Annotated in this window: 18 protein-coding genes; 8 read left to right on the top strand and 10 right to left on the bottom strand. The window is 60.5% G+C overall.

Annotated features, from left to right (window positions below; translation table 11 throughout):
- Positions 1 to 37 precede the first annotated feature (37 nt).
- From ACI2KB_RS19065 to ACI2KB_RS19055, 3 genes are read left to right on the top strand one after another with little or no spacing between them, the layout of a single operon-like run.
- Positions 38 to 1,111, top strand: a complete 1,074-nt coding sequence (locus ACI2KB_RS19065) for an ABC transporter substrate-binding protein (protein WP_404637016.1) — start codon at positions 38 to 40, stop codon at positions 1,109 to 1,111.
- Positions 1,108 to 2,175: a FecCD family ABC transporter permease gene (locus ACI2KB_RS19060; RefSeq protein ID WP_404636781.1), complete on the top strand. Its 1,068-nt coding sequence runs from the start codon at positions 1,108 to 1,110 to the stop codon at positions 2,173 to 2,175. Before ACI2KB_RS19065 ends, ACI2KB_RS19060 begins: the two co-directional genes overlap by 4 nt.
- Entirely contained in the window at positions 2,172 to 2,963 is a 792-nt protein-coding gene (locus ACI2KB_RS19055) for an ABC transporter ATP-binding protein (RefSeq protein WP_404636779.1), read from the top strand. Before ACI2KB_RS19060 ends, ACI2KB_RS19055 begins: the two co-directional genes overlap by 4 nt.
- A 273-nt stretch (positions 2,964 to 3,236) precedes the next feature.
- Here ACI2KB_RS19055 and ilvD read toward each other — a convergent pair whose 3' ends face one another.
- Together ilvD and ACI2KB_RS19045 are read right to left on the bottom strand one after the other, a co-directional pair.
- Positions 3,237 to 5,084: a dihydroxy-acid dehydratase gene (gene ilvD, locus ACI2KB_RS19050; RefSeq protein WP_404636777.1), complete on the bottom strand. Its 1,848-nt coding sequence runs from the start codon at positions 5,082 to 5,084 to the stop codon at positions 3,237 to 3,239.
- 354 nt (positions 5,085 to 5,438) lie between these two features.
- Positions 5,439 to 6,635, bottom strand: coding sequence for a class I SAM-dependent rRNA methyltransferase (locus ACI2KB_RS19045; RefSeq protein ID WP_404636775.1), 1,197 nt, complete (start codon positions 6,633 to 6,635; stop codon positions 5,439 to 5,441).
- Between the two features lie 169 nt (positions 6,636 to 6,804).
- On the opposite strand from ACI2KB_RS19045, the gene ACI2KB_RS19040 reads away from it, so the two are divergent.
- The 3 genes from ACI2KB_RS19040 to ACI2KB_RS19030 all read left to right on the top strand — a co-directional run bounded on the left by ACI2KB_RS19040 (position 6,805) and on the right by ACI2KB_RS19030 (position 8,985).
- Entirely contained in the window at positions 6,805 to 7,671 is an 867-nt protein-coding gene (locus tag ACI2KB_RS19040) for an HDOD domain-containing protein (RefSeq protein WP_404636773.1), read from the top strand.
- Between the two features lie 37 nt (positions 7,672 to 7,708).
- On the top strand, positions 7,709 to 8,521 hold the full coding sequence (mutM, locus tag ACI2KB_RS19035; protein ID WP_404636771.1) for a bifunctional DNA-formamidopyrimidine glycosylase/DNA-(apurinic or apyrimidinic site) lyase: 813 nt from the start codon (positions 7,709 to 7,711) through the stop codon (positions 8,519 to 8,521).
- Between the two features lie 125 nt (positions 8,522 to 8,646).
- Positions 8,647 to 8,985 carry a multidrug transporter gene (locus ACI2KB_RS19030; protein ID WP_404636769.1) on the top strand — a complete coding sequence of 113 codons (339 nt, stop codon included), beginning with the start codon at positions 8,647 to 8,649 and terminating at the stop codon, positions 8,983 to 8,985.
- Here ACI2KB_RS19030 and ggt read toward each other — a convergent pair.
- The 6 genes from ggt to ACI2KB_RS19000 form a co-directional block, all read right to left on the bottom strand.
- Positions 8,967 to 10,709, bottom strand: coding sequence for a gamma-glutamyltransferase (ggt, locus tag ACI2KB_RS19025; protein ID WP_404636767.1), 1,743 nt, complete (start codon positions 10,707 to 10,709; stop codon positions 8,967 to 8,969). The genes ACI2KB_RS19030 and ggt overlap by 19 nt on opposite strands.
- A 79-nt stretch (positions 10,710 to 10,788) precedes the next feature.
- Positions 10,789 to 11,040 carry a YfhL family 4Fe-4S dicluster ferredoxin gene (locus tag ACI2KB_RS19020; protein ID WP_404636765.1) on the bottom strand — a complete coding sequence of 84 codons (252 nt, stop codon included), beginning with the start codon at positions 11,038 to 11,040 and terminating at the stop codon, positions 10,789 to 10,791.
- Positions 11,041 to 11,139: 99 nt separating this feature from the next.
- On the bottom strand, positions 11,140 to 11,619 hold the full coding sequence (coaD, locus tag ACI2KB_RS19015) for a pantetheine-phosphate adenylyltransferase (RefSeq protein ID WP_404636763.1): 480 nt from the start codon (positions 11,617 to 11,619) through the stop codon (positions 11,140 to 11,142).
- A gap of 80 nt (positions 11,620 to 11,699) precedes the next feature.
- Positions 11,700 to 13,304, bottom strand: coding sequence for a GMC family oxidoreductase N-terminal domain-containing protein (locus tag ACI2KB_RS19010; protein ID WP_404636761.1), 1,605 nt, complete (start codon positions 13,302 to 13,304; stop codon positions 11,700 to 11,702).
- A 32-nt stretch (positions 13,305 to 13,336) separates the two neighbouring features.
- A complete protein-coding gene (locus ACI2KB_RS19005; protein ID WP_404636759.1) occupies positions 13,337 to 13,873 on the bottom strand; it encodes a twin-arginine translocation pathway signal protein in 537 nt (178 codons plus the stop codon).
- A complete protein-coding gene (locus ACI2KB_RS19000) occupies positions 13,870 to 15,309 on the bottom strand; it encodes a coniferyl aldehyde dehydrogenase (protein WP_404636757.1) in 1,440 nt (479 codons plus the stop codon). Before ACI2KB_RS19000 ends, ACI2KB_RS19005 begins: the two co-directional genes overlap by 4 nt.
- Positions 15,310 to 15,452: 143 nt before the next feature.
- Between ACI2KB_RS19000 and ACI2KB_RS18995 the strand changes: the two genes are divergently transcribed.
- Together ACI2KB_RS18995 and ACI2KB_RS18990 are read left to right on the top strand one after the other, a co-directional pair.
- Entirely contained in the window at positions 15,453 to 16,139 is a 687-nt protein-coding gene (locus tag ACI2KB_RS18995; RefSeq protein WP_404636755.1) for a TetR/AcrR family transcriptional regulator, read from the top strand.
- A 69-nt stretch (positions 16,140 to 16,208) separates the two neighbouring features.
- A complete protein-coding gene (locus ACI2KB_RS18990) occupies positions 16,209 to 17,063 on the top strand; it encodes a sulfurtransferase (protein ID WP_404636753.1) in 855 nt (284 codons plus the stop codon).
- A gap of 195 nt (positions 17,064 to 17,258) precedes the next feature.
- Here ACI2KB_RS18990 and ACI2KB_RS18985 read toward each other — a convergent pair whose 3' ends face one another.
- Together ACI2KB_RS18985 and ACI2KB_RS18980 are read right to left on the bottom strand one after the other, a co-directional pair.
- Positions 17,259 to 17,582, bottom strand: coding sequence for an AzlD domain-containing protein (locus ACI2KB_RS18985; protein WP_404636751.1), 324 nt, complete (start codon positions 17,580 to 17,582; stop codon positions 17,259 to 17,261).
- Positions 17,579 to 18,307, bottom strand: a complete 729-nt coding sequence (locus ACI2KB_RS18980) for an AzlC family ABC transporter permease (RefSeq protein WP_404636749.1) — start codon at positions 18,305 to 18,307, stop codon at positions 17,579 to 17,581. Before ACI2KB_RS18980 ends, ACI2KB_RS18985 begins: the two co-directional genes overlap by 4 nt.
- Positions 18,308 to 18,410 lie beyond the last annotated feature (103 nt).

Below are 18,410 nucleotides of genomic sequence, written 5' to 3'. Positions count from 1 at the left end.
TTTCCTCTCGATACGGGCCACCGCTGCGCTGGTCCTGATGCTGGGCGCCTGTCTGGCCCAGATGTCCACGGCCTCGGCCAAAGAAGTCACCGACGTGCTGGGCCGCAAGGTCAACGTGTCGGACAACGTTCAGCGTGTGGTGCTGGGCGAGGGTCGTTTGATTTCGGTGTTTGCGGTGCTCGATCACGACGCTCCGTTCAAGCGCATCGTCGGCTGGCAGGCCGACCTGAAAAAACTGGACCCCAACACCTATAACGCTTACGCCGCGAAATTCCCCGAAGTCAGCAAAATCCCGTTGATCGGTCAGGCGTCCGAGCAAAGCGTCAGCGCCGAAGAAATTCTCAGCCTGAAACCGGATCTGGCAGTGTTCAGCATCTCCGGCCACGGCCCGACCGAGCACAGCCCGGTGGCCGACACGCTGGCGGCAGCGGGCATTCCAGTGCTGTTCGTCGATTTCCGTATCAAGCCTATCGAGGGCACCCGCACCAGCATGATGGCCCTGGGCCGCGCGCTGGGGCGTGACAAGGAAGCGGCGGCCTACATCGATTTCTATGATCAACACCTCAAACACGTTATCGACACCGTTGGCAAAGTCGACGACAGCCAGCGCCCGAGCGTTTTCCTTGAATTGCTGGCTGGGGCCTGGCAGGCGCCGGGTCACACCACCGGCAAGAGTGGTCTGGGTGAGGTGATCAAGCTGGTCGGTGGCCGCAACATCGCCGAAGGCGTGGTGCCGGGTGCGCTGGGCGACGTGAGCGTTGAATACGCGCTCAAGGCTGACCCTGACGTGTATATCGCCACCGGCAACCATGAGCCAGGTCTGCTGCTCGGCGCGGGTGTGCAACAAGCCCCGGCGCAGGCCGCGTTCCAGAAAGTGCTGGCGCGTCCTGAGTTCAAGGACCTGCGTCCGATTCGTGAGGGTCAGGCCCACGGCCTGTGGCACGACTTCTACAACTCGCCGTACAACATTCTGGCGATCGAGGCGTTGGCCAAATGGATCAGCCCGGCCAAGTTCAAGGACCTCGATCCGCAGCAGACGATGGCCGAGATGAACAAGCAGTTCCTCGACACGCCGCTGTCCGGCCAGTACTGGATCGACCAACAGAAGTGACTTCTCAAGCCCGTGCTCTGCCCGAGTCCGCTCCGGCAGGGCTTGAAGCCGCAAGCCTGGGCTACCGCCGTTTGCTGGCGCGTCGTTTCTGGCTGCTGGCGATCTTGCTGGCGGTGTTGGTATTCGCCGTACTGATCGACCTCACCACCGGCCCTTCCGGCATGGGGCTGGGCACATTGATCGACGGCATGTTGCACCCCGAACATCTGCCGATCACCGACCGCATCATCATCTGGAACGTGCGCCTGCCGTACGCGCTGATGGCGGTATTGGTGGGCTGTGCGTTGTCGCTGGCGGGGGCCGAGATGCAGGCCATCCTCAATAACCCGCTGGCCAGCCCGTTCACATTGGGCGTGTCTTCAGCGGCGGCGTTGGGCGCTTCGCTGGTGATCGTGTTTCCCGTGTCGGTCAGTTGGTTATCGGGCAATGCGGCGGTTTCGCTGTCGGCGTTTGTCTTCGCCTGTGCATCAGTCTTCCTGCTGCAAGCCATGTCGCGGTTACGTGGGGCGGGTGTCGAAAGCCTGGTGCTGTTCGGCATCGCGCTCGTGTTCAGTTGCAATGCGCTGGTGGCCCTGCTGCAACTGGTGGCCACCGAAGACGTTTTGCAACAACTGGTGTTCTGGAGCCTGGGCAGTGTCGCCCGCGCCAACTGGGAAAAGCTGGGGATTCTGGCGCTGGTGCTGGCGGTGATCATGCCAATGTCGTTCGCGGCCTCGCCACGCATGACCCTGCTGCGCATGGGGGAAGACCGGGCCCAGAGTTTCGGCATCGATGTGCGTCGTCTTCGGTTGTTCTCCCTGTTGCGCATCAGTTTGCTGTCGGCCACGGCTGTGGCCTTCGTCGGCACCATCGGGTTCATCGGGCTGGTCGGTCCTCATATCGCGCGGATTCTGGTGGGTGAGGACCAGCGCTTCCTGCTGCCTGCCAGCGCGATTGTCGGTGCGCTGCTGCTTTCGCTATCGTCCATCGCCAGCAAATTGATCGTGCCGGTCGGTATCGTGACCGCGCTGGTCGGCGTGCCGATCTTCGTGGTGTTGGTGTTCAAGCGCGGGAGGCAACTGTGAGCGGGTTAAGCGTGCGCGATGCGCAGGTGAGTTATGGCCGACGCCACGTCGTGCGCGGGCTGTCGCTGCCCGAACTGCAACCGGGTACGGTAACCGCGCTGATCGGGCCGAACGGCGCGGGCAAGTCGACGCTGCTGCGGGCCGTGGCAGGGCTGGAGAAGATGCGTGGCGACGTCAGTCTGCAGGGGCGTTCGCTGAACAACGTCTCCATCGCGGAGCGGGCACGGCTGATCACTTACATGCCGCAGAACTTGCCGCCGGGGCTATCGCTGAGTGTCATGGAGAGCATTGTCGCGGCGCTGCGTGTCAGTTCGGTCGATGGCGTGCCGTTGTCCAGCGAGGTCTGTTTGCGCGAGGCGTACAAGGCGCTGCAACGGATCGGCATCACGCACCTGGCGGACAACCTGCTCAACGGTCTTTCCGGCGGGCAACGGCAACTGGTCAGCCTTGCGCAACTGATCGCCCGTCGCCCGAAAGTCATGCTGCTGGACGAACCCACCAGCGCGCTGGACCTCAATTACCAGCTCAAAGTCATGGCCTGCGTGCGCGACATGGTGCGCGAACATCAGTTGATTGCGGTGGTGGTGCTGCACGACATCAGCCTGGCGGCGCGGCATGCCGATCAGATCGCCGTGCTGCGCGAGGGGGAGTTGTTTGCCTGCGGCTCAGCGGGGCAGATCCTTGATGCTCGTCTGCTGGCCGATGTGTATGGCGTGCAGGGGCGGGTGGAGTTTTGTTCGCAGGGGACGATTCAGGTGCTGGTGGATGGTGCAGTCCATCAGGATTGATGCAATCCGCCTCTGTGGGAGCCGGCTTGCTGGCGAATACGTCGGGTCAGACAAGGAGGCGGTGAATGACACACCGCTTTCTCCAGCAAGCCAGTTCCCACAGGTTCGACGTTGAACATAAGGTATGGGGCAGACGCAGTCATTGTGGGAGCCAACTGGGTGGCGAATGCGCTTGACCAGGCAACATAGAATCTCCCGCGATAAGACCGTATTTCGGACTTCAATAAAAAGCCCGGCATCGCTGCCGGGCTTTTTATTTGCTGCGAAGACTGATTACGGAACCAGCTTGTCCAGCAGTGCCTTGTCACGCACAGCGCCTTTGTCGGCACTGGTTGCCAGCAGGGCGTAAGCCTTGAGGGCGGTGGTGACTTTGCGTGGACGCGCTTCGGCCGGACGCCAGCCTTTCTTGTCCTGTTCGGCGCGACGCACGGCCAGTTCTTCATCGGAAACCAGCAGGTTGATCCCACGGTTCGGGATGTCGATCAGCACTTTGTCGCCATCGCGCACCAGACCAATGGCGCCGCCAGCCGCCGCTTCAGGCGAAGCGTGGCCGATGGACAGGCCCGAGGTGCCGCCCGAGAAGCGACCGTCGGTCAGCAGCGCACAGGCTTTGCCCAGACCTTTGGATTTCAGGTACGACGTTGGGTAAAGCATTTCCTGCATGCCCGGACCGCCTTTCGGACCTTCATAACGGATGATCACGATGTCGCCCGCTTTCACTTCGTCAGCGAGGATGCCACGTACGGCGCTGTCCTGGCTTTCGAAGATCTTGGCGTTGCCTTCGAACACGTGAATCGACTCGTCGACACCCGCAGTTTTCACTACGCAGCCGTCCAGTGCGATGTTGCCGTACAGCACGGCCAAGCCGCCTTCTTTCGAGTACGCGTGCTCAACACTGCGAATGCAGCCGTTCTCGCGGTCGTCGTCCAGCGTTTCCCAGCGGGTCGACTGGCTGAACGCCGTTTGAGTCGGGATGCCCGCGGGGCCGGCCTTGAAGAACGTGTGCACCGCTTCGTCGTCGGTCTGGGTGATGTCCCACTTGGCGATGGCTTCTTCCATCGACGGGGCGTGCACGGTCGGCAGGTCGGTGTGCAGCAGGCCTCCTCGGGCCAGCGAGCCGAGGATGCTGAAGATGCCTCCGGCACGGTGCACGTCTTCCATGTGGTACTTCTGGATGTTCGGCGCGACTTTGCACAGTTGCGGGACTTTGCGCGACAGACGGTCGATGTCACGCAGGTCGAACGCGACTTCGGCTTCTTGAGCGGCCGCCAGCAAGTGCAGGATGGTGTTGGTCGAACCGCCCATGGCGATGTCGAGGGTCATCGCGTTTTCAAAGGCTTTGAAGTTGGCGATGTTGCGTGGCAGTACCGAATCATCGCCGTCGCGATAGTAGGTCTGGCACAGCTCGACGATGCGACGACCGGCGCGCAGGAACAGTTGCTCGCGGTCGGCATGGGTCGCCAGGGTCGAACCATTGCCCGGCAGCGCAAGGCCCAGGGCTTCGGTCAGGCAGTTCATCGAGTTGGCGGTGAACATGCCGGAGCACGAGCCGCATGTCGGGCAAGCGCTGCGCTCGTATTCGGCGACTTTCTCGTCGGACGCCGAGGAGTCGGCGGCGATGACCATCGCATCGACCAGGTCCAGACCGTGGCTGGCCAGCTTGGTCTTGCCCGCTTCCATCGGACCACCGGACACGAAGATCACCGGGATGTTCAGGCGCAGGGCGGCCATCAGCATGCCGGGGGTGATCTTGTCGCAGTTGGAGATGCAAACAATGGCGTCAGCGCAGTGGGCGTTGACCATATACTCCACGGAATCGGCGATGATCTCGCGGCTCGGCAGCGAGTACAGCATCCCGTCGTGACCCATCGCGATGCCGTCATCGACCGCGATGGTGTTGAATTCCTTGGCGACGCCGCCTGCTTTTTCGATCTCGCGCGCGACCAGCTGGCCCAGGTCTTTCAGGTGCACGTGGCCCGGAACGAACTGGGTGAAGGAGTTGGCGATAGCGATGATCGGTTTCTTGAAGTCTTCGTCTTTCATGCCCGTCGCACGCCACAGGGCGCGCGCGCCGGCCATGTTGCGGCCATGGGTAGACGTTTTCGAGCGGTAATCAGGCATTGGAGCACTCCGGGCGGCTAATCAGGTTCAGTAAGGGAGTGAGCTTCTCTTGGTCCATTGCAACGGCGACAGGTAGCTGCCGCTGCGGATGAGGTCGGTGACGCCGCAGGATCGCTGCGCGCTCGGCCAGAGCTCATAAACCCGCCGGGGGATGATTGGCGATGAATAGCGCTGATTCTACACCTGTGAGGGCAGGAGGGAATGGTGGGAAGTGGCGAGGTTGGGGTCTTGCGGTCGAGCGGCTGGGATTTGATTCATGTTGAGACGTCATCGCGGGCAAGCGCGCTCCTGCAGCGGAGCGCATTCACATGGAAAACGCGGTTATCTGTAGGAGCGCGCTTGCCTGCGAAGCTTTTAGCTATTCGGCAACAACCGGCACGTAATGCTCTTGATGTAACGCGTTTCCGGAATCGCCGGGTGTACCGGATGATCCGGGCCTTGGCCGCCGCGTTCCAGAAACTGGATGTTGCGGTCCAAGTGGCGGGCGCTGGTCAGGAGGATGTTTTGCAGGTCGTCTTCCGGCAGGTGCATCGAGCAGGAGGCGCTGACCAGAATGCCGTCCTTGGTCAGCAGGCGCATGGCTTGCTCGTTCAGGCGACGGTAGGCGCCTTCTCCGTTTTTCAGGTCTTTCTTGCGTTTGATGAAGGCGGGCGGGTCGGCGACGATCACGTCGAAACGTTCTTCAGCCGCTTTCAGCTCTTTCAGGGCCTCGAACACATCACCTTCAACGCAGGTGACCTTGTCGGCAAAGCCGTTCAGCGTCGCGTTGCGCTCCACGCCATCAAGAGCAAAGCCCGATGCGTCGACGCAGAACACTTCGCTCGCGCCGAACGCACCCGCTTGCACACCCCAGCCACCGATGTAGCTGAACAGGTCCAGCACGCGCTTGCCTTTGACGTACGGTGCCAGGCGCGCGCGGTTCATGCGGTGGTCGTAGAACCAGCCGGTCTTCTGGCCTTCCATCACCGGCGCTTCGAATTTCACGCCGTTCTCTTCCAGCGCAACCCATTCGGGCACCAGACCAAACGCGGTTTCAACGTAACGATTCAAGCCTTCGGCATCGCGGGCGGCCGAGTCGTTCTTGAGCAGGATGCCGCTGGGCTTGAGCACCTGAATCAGCGCAGCCAGCACGTCGTCTTTGTGCTGCTCCATGGTGGCTGAGGCCAGTTGCACCACCAGAATGTCGCCGAAACGATCCACCACCAGGCCCGGCAGCAGGTCGGAGTCGCCGTAGACCAAACGGTAGAACGGCTTGTCGAACAGGCGCTCGCGCAGCGACAGGCAGACGTTCAGGCGATGCACCAGCAGCGATTTGTCCAGCGCCAGCTTGATGTCGCGAGACAGCAGACGGGCGCAGATCAGGTTGTTCGGGCTGACGCCTACGATGCCCAACGGCTTGCCGCTCGCTGTTTCAAGAACCGCTTGGGCGCCTGGAGCGAAGCCGTTGAGCGGGGTGGCGGCAACGTCGATTTCGTTGCTGTAGATCCACAGGTGACCGGCGCGCAGGCGACGGTCGGCGTTGGGCTTGAGGCGCAAGCTAGGCAGGGACATGACGTCGCTCCGGAAAAAAGAGCGGGATTATACCGTGTCATCTCGCCAGCGGGCGGATGCAGATGAATTAACCAGGTGGTCTCCGGTCGGAACCTTCAAGGTGTTTCAACGGTTGTCGAAGCATGGGCGGTAAGGGTTAAAATCGCCCCCTGACCTTGAGTGTGTACTTATGTCCCAAGAGCTTACTTCCGAGCAGATCCAGCAGGCGTTGCAAGGCATCAGCGTCCCGCCCCAGCCGCAAATCATGGTGGATTTGCAGATGGAGCAGTACATGCCCGACCCCGATCTGGGTGTCATCGCACGGTTGATCGCGCAGGATCCGGGCCTGTCGGGAGCGCTACTGAAAATCGTCAACTCGGCTCATTACGGGCTGGCCAACAAGATCGCGTCCATCCAGCGCGCTGTGAATCTGCTGGGCAGTCGGTCGGTCATCAACCTGATCAACGCGCAATCGATCAAGGGCGAAATGAGCGACGAAACCATCGTCGTGCTCAACCGCTTCTGGGACACCGCGCAGGACGTGGCGATGACCAGTCTGACGCTGGCCAAGCGCATCGGCTCGCAAACCGTGGACGAATCCTACGCGTTGGGTTTGTTCCATGATTGCGGCGTGCCGCTGATGCTCAAGCGTTTCCCCGAATACATGAACGTACTGGAAGAAGCCTATGCCAAGGCTAGCCCGGAATGCCGCGTGGTGGACACCGAGAACCGCATTCTCAATACCAACCACGCAGTTGTCGGGTATTTCACAGCCAAATCCTGGCGTTTACCCGAACATGTCAGCAATGCGATTGCCAACCACCACAACGCACTGGCGATCTTCCAGGACGAATCAGGGCGCAACGCGCCGCTGAAGAACCTGCTGGCGATCCTCAAGATGGCGGAGCACATCTGTTCGTCCCATCGTGTATTGGGCAACCAAAGCGTCGATCATGAATGGAACAGCATTGGCCACTTGATCCTCGACTACGTCGGCCTGTCCGATTACGACTTCGAAAACCTCAAAGAAAGTATTCGTGAGCTGAGCGCGCACTGACCGCGCGCTTATCCTCCTCTCGCCATCGAGCCGTCCCATGCCTGAATTGCCTGAAGTCGAAACCACTCGTCGGGGTATTGCGCCCCATCTGGAAGGTCAGCGAGTCAATCGCGTCATCGTGCGCGACCGCCGCTTGCGTTGGCCCATTCCGGAAGACCTGGACGTGCGGCTGTCGGGGCAGAAGATTGTCGTGGTGGAGCGGCGCGCCAAGTATTTGCTGATTCAGGCCGAAGTCGGGACCTTGATCAGCCATTTGGGCATGTCCGGCAACTTGCGTCTGGTCGAGGCCGGGTTGCCCGCGCTCAAGCACGAGCATGTGGACATCGAGCTGGAGTCCGGCCTGGCTTTGCGTTACACCGACCCCCGCCGTTTTGGCGCGATGCTGTGGAGCCTTGATCCTCATAATCACGAACTGCTGGCTCGTCTGGGGCCTGAGCCGTTGACCGACGTGTTCGATGGCTTGCGTTTGTATGAGTTGTCCCGTGGTCGTTCGATGGCAGTCAAGCCGTTCGTCATGGACAACGCCGTTGTCGTGGGCGTGGGCAACATTTACGCGACCGAGGCGTTGTTCGCGGCGGGCATCGATCCTCGCCGGGAAGCCAAGACCATTTCCAAGGCGCGCTATATAAGGCTGGCCATTGAGATCAAACGGATTCTGGCGGCGGCGATCGAGCGCGGCGGCACCACGTTGCGCGATTTCATTGGTGGGGATGGTCAGCCGGGGTATTTCCAGCAGGAATTGTTCGCCTATGGCCGTGGCGAAGAGCCATGCAAGGTTTGTGGGACGATCATGCGCGAGGTGAAGCTGGGGCAACGGGCGAGCGTTTATTGCCCGAAATGTCAGAAGTGACACACAAGCCGTTGCTCATGGCGCTCCTACGGTCATAACCTTCAAACTTTCGCCACTTGCGTAACCCCCATCCCTGTTTATAGTGAGCTGCATCACTTTTCTTGCTGTGCCTGAAGGATCACGCCATGAGCCCGTTTCGTATTCTCGCTGCCACCCTGGCCCTGTTCTTCGGTTTGCAGATGACGCCTGCGCTGGCGCAGGTCGAGGCGTCGGGCAGTGGGGATCCGATGTACGAGATCCAGAACCCGCCTGCCTACGCGATGATCGGCGACTTGCTGATCGCTCGTCCTCTGTTGATCGTGGCCACCGTCATTGGCGCAGGCCTGTTCGTCGTGGCCTCGCCGTTTGCGGCGGCGGGCGGCAACCTCGGCGCGACCGGCAAGGCGCTGGTGGTCGAACCCGGCAAAGCGGCATTCGTGCGCTGCCTGGGTTGCACGACCAGCGGTTACGGCAAACAGGACTGATCAGCGCAGGTGCGCACCAGATTCAGCGGCGCATCCGGCCGGAACGTCGCTGAAACCCCCACACCTCTTGGATCGCTCGCCGCTTCCACACGCGCATTGTTCTTGTGCCACAGCAGCACTTGCTGATTGCCAAAGTCTCGACGTGTCTCTCTGAGCCGGTAGCCGCGCTCCCGCAAATCGCTCAATTCCTCTTCGGTAAACGCCCCCGCTTCGTATTCCATCATTTCTGGCATGTATTGATGGTGATAGCGCGGGGCCGAGGCCCAGTTGGCGATGGGTTGGTCGTCCAGATACTGCAACATCGACAACAGCACGATGCTGGGAATCCGGCTGCCGCCCGGTGACCCGAAGGCGGTGAAATTTCGAGGGCTTTCGATGAAGCTCGGGCTCATGCTCGACAGCGGGCGTTTGCCGGGTTCGATGATGTTGGCCGGGCTGCCCACCAGTCCGTAGGTGTTGCTGCCTTTGGGGTCGACGGCGAAATCGTCCATTTCATCGTTGAGAATCACCCCTGTACCCGGAACCGTGAAGGTGGAGCCGAACGGCAGATTGAGCGACAACGTTGCCGCGACGGCATTGCCTTCGTTATCGAGCACGGAGAAATGGCTGGTGTTGTCGCCCTCACGCCAGCGCGGCGCGGGTGGCAGGATATTGTTGGGCGTGGCGCGGTGAGGATCGATGCTGGTAGACAGTTGCAATAGATAATCCGGCGCCAGGACCTGCGCGATCGGGTTGGGCACGAAATCAGGATCACCCAACAGCACGCGGTCCCGATACGCCCTGCGTAAAACCTCCACCACATAGTGCGCGCGTTGAACCTTCTCGGATTCGCGCCATGGCAGTTGTTGAAGCATGAACAGGCTTTGCGCCAACGCTATGCCGCCTGCTGAAGGGGGCGGGGCGCTGATCAATTCCCGTTGATCGGCCAGCTGGAAGCGCAACGGCGTGCGGGTGATGACGTCGTACTCTTCGAAGTCGTGGTAATTCCAGATCCCGCCTGCGGCCCTCACCCCGCTGACCATCGATTGCGCGGTCAAGCCGCTGTAAAAACCGGCGCGGCCCTTGTCTGCCAGGCGATCCAGTGTCTGCGCCAGCTCCGGTTGTTTGATGATTTCGCCAAGGTCGGGCACGTCGTTGTTACGCAGGAATAGCCGGGCGCTTTCCTTATTGGCGCGCAGGGCGAACAGCCGCCAACTGGCCCGCTCGCGGTACACCTCATCCACCTTGAAGCCGCGATAGGCCACGCGGATGGCCGGGGCCAGGGAAATGCTCAGTGGCAGCCGACCATAGCGCTCGGCCAGCTCGACCAGCGCGGCGGGCAGGCCGGGTATGGCAGCGGCCAGCGGGCCGTTCAGGGATAAATCGGGTTGGGCGATGCCATTGCGGTGAAACATCCGCAGTTTTGATTTGAGGGGCGCCTTTTCTCGCGCATCGAGGAATTGGTACTGCACCGGCTCGCCCGCCTGACGCAGCAGAAAGAAGCCTCCACCGCCCAACCCCGAACCGTAAGGCTCGACCACCGCGAGGGTGGCACTGATGGCAATGGCGGCATCGAACGCATTGCCGCCATCGACCAGAATTTCCCGACCGGCGGCAGTCGCAATGGGATGTGGGCTGGCAATGGCGGCCTGATTGGGATGATCAGGACTGCCTTGAGCCGAGAGGGCGCACAGAAAAAGCGCTGCGCCAAACGAGGACGGTATCCGCGTAAGCTTCGAAGTCATGCGTATCTCGCTCAGTTCAACAGGCATTACAGCCAGTGTCTTCGGCGAAAGCGCGGATGCCGACAGGATATGCCTTCGTTTAGGCCTTGCTGGTAATCAGATGGTACTTGGCCATCAACTGGTCTTTGCTCTCGACGTTGTTTTCATCCAGCGGGATGCAATCCACAGGGCAGACTTGCTGGCACTGGGGTTCATCGTAATGGCCAACGCATTCGGTACACAGGTTCGGATTGATCACGTAGATCTCTTCACCTTGGGAAATCGCTTCGTTCGGGCACTCGGGTTCGCAGACGTCGCAATTGATGCAATCGTCGGTGATGATCAGGGACATGGATACTCCTGCCGCGGTCGACACCGGGGCATATCAAAAACCAATGCGGCGAATTGTGCCGCATTAGCGCTCGGTATGCACCTGAACATAGCGCAGGAACTAGCTTTTGAACCGTTCCTTGAGCGCCTGGGCGACCGCCGGATGTACGAATTTCGTGATGTCCCCGCCTAACGCCGCGATTTCTCTGACCAGCGTAGATGAAATAAATGAATAGCGTTCGGACGGGGTGAGAAACAGACTTTCCACATCCGGGGCGAGCTGTTTATTCATGTTGGCGAGTTGAAATTCATACTCGAAGTCAGACACTGCGCGCAGACCGCGCAGCAGGATGTTGGCGTTCTGCTCTTGCGCGAAGTGCGCCAGCAGGGTCGAGAAACCCACGACTTCGACGTTCGGCAGGTGCTTGGTCGCTTCCTGCGCCAAGGCGACTCGTTGCTCCAGCGGGAACAGCGGATTTTTCTTGGGGCTGGCGGCCACGGCAATGACCACTTGATCGAACATGCGCGAGGCGCGCTCGACCAGATCGCCATGGCCCTTGGTGATGGGGTCGAAGGTGCCTGGGTACAACACTCGGTTCATCGCGTCGTCCTGGTCGGAGTCCGTTGTGGGATTCGGATGGTAGCGCAGCGCGAGCGCACGGGCCAAGTCAGGTGTCGCTCCTACAGGATTCGCGTCGTCATCAATCGCTTTGCCAGTGCGCTCGCCAGCTTCGCCGTCAACCCATACACCGACAATTGCGGATTGGCGCCAATGCTGGTGGGAAACAGCGACCCGTCGTGCACTGACAGGCTTTCCAGTTGGTGATGCCGCCCAAGGCTGTCGACCACCGCAGATGACGCATCCTCTCCCATGGCGCAACCGCCCATGACATGAGCACTGCCCAATCGAGTGCGGAAGATTTCCATGCTCAAGCGGTCGATCAAGGCACGTGCCTCACCGATGGTCTTCACGTAATCCGCGTCCTGGTGCAGCGGCATGACGACCTTGGCACCGCCCGCGAACTGAATGTCCGCCATGGTGTGCAATGCGCGTTTCACGCCGTCCCACGCGTAGGGCGACACCTGATAGTCCAACACTGGCGTGTAATCGCCGCGCAATTCGACACTGCCGCCCACGCTGTCGGGATGAAACCCGTCCCGAAGCAGCGCCAGCATCATGTGGGTATGAGGCAATTGGGCCATGCGTTCGGCGTTTTTCTGCCCATAGTCACCCAGTAACGTACTGGCCAGCGCCGGATGCAGGGGTGGGACCTCCAGCTTGTAGGCCATTGGGCCGCTCACCCCGTCGCGCCACTGAAAGTGGTCGGAGTAGATCGATTGCGGCGCACCGTAGAACGGGTTGATCACCTCATCGAACAGCCCGGACGAAAACGCCACCAAATGCAGAAATGTTCTTTTGCCCAGCGTTTTATGAGGGTCCGGCGCCTTGGAGCGCATCAGCAATGCCGGGCTGTTGATGCCGCCCCCGGCCAATACCGTGTGCCGGGCTTTGACCGTGATCTTGCGGCCGGTGGGCGCCACGCAACGCTCATCCATGGCCAGGCATTCCACGCCCAGCACCTTGCCTTTTTCGATGATCAGCCGCTCGGCACGGGCCAGATACAGCAGTTCGCCGCCCTTATCCAGCATGCTCGGAATGGTTGTCACCAACATCGATTGCTTGGCGTTGGTCGGGCAGCCCATCCCGCAATAACCCAGATTCCAGCAGCCTCGCACGTTGCGCGGAATGACATGCCAGCTGTAACCGAGCTTTTCACAGCCCCGGCGAATGACGTCGTTGTTGGCGTTGGGCGGCATGATCCACGGCGCAACACCCAGACGTTGTTCCATCTTGCCGAACCAGGGCGCCATCTCGGTGGGGCCGTGGCCTTTCACGTTGTGCTCGCGTGCCCAGTGTTCAAGGGTCTGGTCGGGTGTGCGAAAACTGGACGTCCAGTTGACCAGCGTGGTGCCGCCCACCGCTCGGCCCTGCAGGATGGTAATCGCGCCGTCCTTGCTCATTCGCCCGATGCCTTCCTGATACAGCGTCGAATAGGCCTGATCTTCAAGCAGTGTGAAATCAGAGCTGGTTTTCAGTGGGCCTTCTTCGATGATCAGCACGTTGAACCCCGCAGCGCTGAGTATCTCGGCGCTCGTCCCGCCGCCCGCGCCGCTGCCGATGATCGCGACGTCAACCTCCAGTGTCAGGTCTTGTTGTAAGTGCGAGCCGTCGTAGGTTTTCCAGCCGCGAGCGAGTCCTTCGCGGAACGTGTCGGGAACAGGCATAGAACCTCGTTGTTTTTATTGTTTTGGGTGGATCAGATTTTCGGTGGGCCGGGGTATCCACATGGCGCCCATGCGTCTGGGCGGCTGTACCAGGCCATCAGCACCAGTTGCAGCAATGAGCTATGGCCTTGGCGCAGCAGGTTCAGTGAGCTGTTTTTCCAATGCTCCAGAAAATGCCGTATCGCGTCGGCATCGGCGCCTTCCCAGCTACCCCAAATCCCCGTCAGCGGTCCTCGGGTGATGGCCATCGCCAATACATCGAACAATTGCTGCGTCAGTTTGAGCATTTCCGGAGACAGGTGCGCCAGGCCGCGGTCGAGGCTCTGTAAGGTTTGATCGACAGCACCTGAAAGCGAAACACCTTTAAGCGCACCGTCGAGCATGACTGGAATCGCCGCCCGTAAAAACGGCATGTCGCTGGCGCGCAGAACACTGAACCCCGGCGCCGCTGACGAACTGGAACAGCCGCTCAGGCTGGCGGTCAGTCCGGCGCTGGCCAGAAAGGCCGTGGCGCCAAGCCCGAGCTTGAGTGCGTGGCGACGCGAGATCCCTTGCGTCACTGCGCTCATCGCACGAACAACCGATGGATCAGCTTTTGAATGGCTTTCCCGTAGGGGGGGTAAATCAGACGCGCCGCATTGAAACGCTGCTTGATGAACACACCCTTGGCCTTGCTGAAGGTCAGAAAACCCTCGTGGCCATGGTATTGGCCCATGCCAGAGGGGCCGACGCCGCCGAATGGCAGGTCGTCCTGTGCCACGTGCAGCAAGGTGTCATTCAGACAGGCCCCGCCAGAATGTGTCTGCTCCAGCACCCGCTTCTGTTCGGCCTTGTTATAGCCAAAGTAGTAAAGAGCCAGTGGGCGAGGCCGCTGGTTGATGTAGTCAAAGGCCTGCTCGATGCGCTCATAGGGCACGACCGGCAAAAGAGGACCGAAGATTTCATCCTGCATGACCAGCATGTCGTCGCCGACATCGAGTAGCAGGCTGAACGGCAGGCGCCGACCTTGGCTCTGTGGATAAAGTGAAATGACCCGGGCGCCTTTGCTGGTGGCGTCTGCCAGGTAGTTGTTCAGCCGCGCGACGTGTCGGGGGTTGATGATGGCGGTGTAGTCCGGATTGTCCGCGAGCGTCGGATAAAACCCGGTGACGGCTTTTTTGTAGGCTTCGACGAATTCATCGACCCGATCTTTGGGCACCAGCACGTAGTCTGGCGCCACACAGGTTTGTCCGGCATTCAGGGTTTTTCCGAAGGCGATGCGCTCGGCTGCGTCTTTCATGGGCACGTCGTGGGCGACGATGGCAGGGGACTTTCCACCCAGTTCCAGTGTCACCGGGGTCAGGTTTTCGGCGGCTGCGCGCATTACATGCCGACCGATACTGGTTGCGCCTGTGAACAACAAATGATCAAACGGCAGCCGCGAGAACGCCACGCCTGTGTCGGCTTCACCGAGTACGACCGCAACCAGATCCTCCGGGAACGCCCTGGCGAACAACCTTTTCAGCAGTTCACCCGTTGCGGGCGTGGACTCGCTGAGCTTGAGCATCACTCGATTGCCTGCCGCCAGCGCGCCCACCATAGGGCCTATCGCCAGATACAGCGGGTAATTCCACGGCACGATCACGCCCACCACGCCCAGTGGTTGATACATGACTTTGGCCGACGCTGGTTGAAAAGCCATGCCAACGCGGCGACGAGACGGGCGCATCCACTTTTTCAGATGGCGGCGGGCGTAATGGATGTTGTGCAGACTGGGCATCAACTCGGCGAGCAGGGTTTCATCTGCGCTGCGATGGCTGAAGTCTGCACTGATCGCGTCAATCAGCGCCTGGCGCTCATCGCTGAGTAATTGGCGAAGGCTGTCGAGCCATTGCAGGCGCTGGGCGGCGACTGGCATGGGGTTCGCGGCAAAAGCCCGACGCTGTAAGTCGAAAAGTCGTACAAGCTCGTCGGAGTCGGTCGATGCATCATCGGGCAAGGGTAAATGCACGGATTCGACAGGCATCGCTGTGGTTCCTTTTTGAAGTTATAGAGTGTTTTTAGAGTCATTGCTCTATAAAGTCAAATGACGCGTCGGGCTGCACCGAAACGCAGCGCATGCGTTAAGATCCAGCACATCCCTGTTACATCCAGACGTTCGAGCTGAGCATGGCGCCGCGTATCAAACCCCTACGCATCAAGACCCGAGAACGCATCGTGCAGAGCAGCCTCGAGCTGTTCAATCTGCAGGGCGAGCGTAGCGTGAGCACCAACCACATCGCGGCGCACATGGAGATTTCACCGGGGAATCTGTATTACCACTTCCCCAACAAGCAGGCGATCATCGCCGAGCTGTTCACCGAATACGAAGCGCTGGTCGACAGTTTTCTCCACCCGCCCAAGGGGCGCTTGCCCAGTGTCGAAGACAAGCGCCATTACCTGATGGCGATCCTCGATGGCATGTGGCGCTATCGCTTTTTGCATCGCGATCTTGAGCACCTGCTGGATGCCGATCCTGAGTTGGCCGAGCGTTATCGGCGCTTTTCTCAGCATTGTCTGATCAAGGCGATGGCCATTTATGGCGGTTTCGTTGAAGCGGGCATTCTCGACATGGACACCGTGCAGATTGAATCCCTGACGCTCAACGCGTGGATCATCCTCACGTCCTGGGTGCGTTTCCTGTGCACTACGCGGGAGAACGCGGGCCATCTGAATGAAGAGGCCATCCGTCGAGGCGTCTATCAGGTGCTGATGCTCGAACTGGCCTACGTGACGCCCGAGGCGCGGGACGCAGTACATGCCTTGTGCAGCGAATTTTATGTGCCGTTGAACAAGGCGCTGGAAGATGCAGGTTGACTGTAATCTATCCGTTTGAATGGATTGTCTTATCGCTTTAGCCACTTTTACTGTCTGCAGGAGCCCGTCATGTCCATCGCGCAATTGATCAGCCCGCAACAACTGGCCGAACGCCAACAACAGCCGGGGCTTGTGATCCTTGATTGTCGTTCGTCCCTCGATGATCTGGACTACGGCCAGCGTAGCTACGCGGAAGGACACATCGAGGGGGCGTCCTACGCCGATTTGCTCAAAGACCTGAGCGGACCGATCACCAAAGGCGTGACGGGGCGCCATCCATTGCCATCTCCGCAAACGCTGATCGAGCGTCTGCGTTTCTGGGGGGTGGATAACGACAGCGAGATCGTGCTGTACGACGACGGTCCGGGCGCTTATGCCGCTCGCGCGTGGTGGTTGCTGGCGTGGCTGGGCAAGCGTGATGGCGTGTTCATTCTCGACGGCGGCCTGAAAGCCTGGCATGCGGCGGGGCTGCCGTTGAGCCTGGACCCGGCGCAGCATCGCGAGGGGGCGTTCAAAGGGAAACCGGATGATTCGCTGGTGCTGAGCGCGGCGGATGTACAGAAGAAACTGGATAAGCCTGAAGTCACCCTGATCGACGCCCGCGCGCCTGCGCGTTTTCGTGGCGAAGTCGAGCCGATCGATCCAGTGGCCGGCCACATTCCGGGGGCGCAGTGTGCCGCGTTCACTGACAACCTGGGGCCGGACGGACGTTTCCTTCCCGCTGAACAACTCAAGCAGCGGTTCGCCGAGACGCTGAACGGGCGAGCCCCGGAAAAACTGGTCGCTTACTGCGGGTCAGGGGTGACGGCCTGTCACAACCTGTTTGCTCTGTGTCTGGCCGGGTATCCGTTGGGGCGGTTGTATGCGGGGTCGTGGAGTGAGTGGATCAATGATCCTGAGCGTGGTGTAGCGACTGGGGAATAGCCCGGTCGTCATGATCTGTGATGTGGATGTGGATGTGGATGTGAATCTGTGGGAGTGAGCTTGCTCACGATTGCGGCAGGCCTGTCACCACAGATGTGTCAGGCCTGTTGCTATCGTGAGCAAGCTCACTCCCACAGGGTATTGCGTTTGCTGCACGACGCCCTGCTTCCACAGGGATTGCACAGGCGCGTTATATCAAAGCTGCCCCAACGCCCAGCGCAGCAGGAAGAACACCAGCAACCCCCCACCAATCGTCGCCAGCAGATTGCGGCTGAACGCGGCGATGGCGATGGCCGCGATTCCCGCCAGCAGATACGCGTTAACCAGTGACAACTGCCAGTGCTGGCCATCAGGTAGCAGCATGCCGGGCACCACAATTGCTGTCAGCACCGCCGTTGGCACGTAATGCAGTCCTTGGCGCACAACCGGCGGGAAGCGCAGGTTCGGCCAGGCGAACAGGCTGTAGCGCATCAAAAACGTGATCGCGGTCATCCCCAGAATCAGCCACCAGTAGCTCATGAGTGCACCTCTTTGCCCGATGCGTTTTGCGGGCCTTCAGACTGGCGCCGCTCCAGCAGGACGCCCACCGCGATACCACTGAATGCAGCGGCCATCAACCCCAGTTTGTAAGGCCAGGACCATGTCATCAGAGCGACGGCGCCTGCGGCCACGGCGGCAGCGATCTGCGGCTGGTTGCGCAACAGCGGCACGACGATGCCGATGAAGGTCGCCAGCATCGCGAACTCCAGGCCCCAACTGGCCATGTCCGGCACGGCTTGACCGAACAGAACGCCGATCAGTGAGCTGCTGACCCAGCAGGTATACAGCGCGCTGGTCACGCCTAGCCAGTACCAATGCGCCAATGGCGTACGACCGTGGACGAGGTAATAGCGCTGGACGACAGCAAAGGTTTCGTCAGTCAGCCAGAACGCCAGCAACAGTCGCCAGCGCTGCGGCAGGTTCTGGACCTGTGGTTGCAGGGTGGCGCTGTAGAGCACATGGCGCAGGTTGACGATGAAGGTGGTCAACAGGATCACCACGGCACTGGCCCCGGCGCCCATCAGGCTGACCACGATGAATTGCGCGGACCCGGCGTAGACGAACATCGACATGCCCACCGCTTGCCACAGCGACAGGCCGCCGACACCGGCCAGGGTTCCGAAAATGATGCCGAACGGCGCGATGCCGACCAGCATGGGCATGCTGTCGCGAAGGCCGCGAACGAATAACTGATGGCGGGACATGGTATTTCTCCTTATGTCCCGGATGGTAGGCCTGTGGCGCAGAGGTGTCTTGAACGATCCTGCAAGGTTTGAAGCGCTACTTATGCCTCTGTAGGAGTGGCGC

This window comes from Pseudomonas sp. NPDC088444 (genome assembly GCF_044900175.1).
Classification (GTDB): Bacteria; Pseudomonadota; Gammaproteobacteria; order Pseudomonadales; family Pseudomonadaceae; genus Aquipseudomonas.
The sequence above is the reverse complement of the archived record's forward strand: the minus strand, read 5'-3'. Positions and strand labels throughout refer to the sequence as shown.